General features: G+C 48.6%; 1 protein-coding gene. It reads right to left on the bottom strand.

Annotated features, from left to right (window positions below; translation table 11 throughout):
- The coding region (locus DP116_RS30640; protein ID WP_211173560.1) for a TrmH family RNA methyltransferase at nucleotides 1-587 on the bottom strand (587 nt) is incomplete at both ends.

Below are 587 nucleotides of genomic sequence, written 5' to 3' on the forward strand. Positions count from 1 at the left end.
AGAGCATGTCGCAATTCTCTTTGACCAATCGGCTCATTCCCGTACCTTCGCTGCCAACTACTAGTGCAAGCGGTCGCACCAGGTCTGTCTTTGTATAAAGATCACCCTGGTTAGAATCTAACCCTGCAATCCAGAATCCTGATTCTTTCAGCTCTTCAAGTGCCTGCACAAGATTGTGAATGCGCACTATAGGTAGTGACGCGAGAGCGCCGGCGCTTGTCTTTGCAACGATACCGGTAAGACCTGCAGCGCGCCTGGACGGTAGAAGCAAACCTTTCAAACCAGCTGATTCAGCCACTCTTATGATGGCACCAAGATTGTGTGGATCTTCTATACCATCAACAATTGCGACAACACTTCCATCTAATGAATCAGGTGATGCCTTTTTCAATTCAGTCAAGAAGTCGCTCAATTCCCAGAATTCAGCAGCACTGATCTGCGCCGCGACGCCCTGGTGAAGTTGGCTCGGACCAACTAACGCGTCTAATCTTCGTCGATCGCAAACAACGACTGGAATGCGTTGGGACTTTGCAAGTTGCTTGATACGTTCAACTTTGCGATCGGGATGATCTAAAGTGACCAAATAG

The organism is Brasilonema bromeliae SPC951 (genome assembly GCF_012912135.1).
Classification (GTDB): Bacteria; Cyanobacteriota; Cyanobacteriia; order Cyanobacteriales; family Nostocaceae; genus Brasilonema; species Brasilonema bromeliae.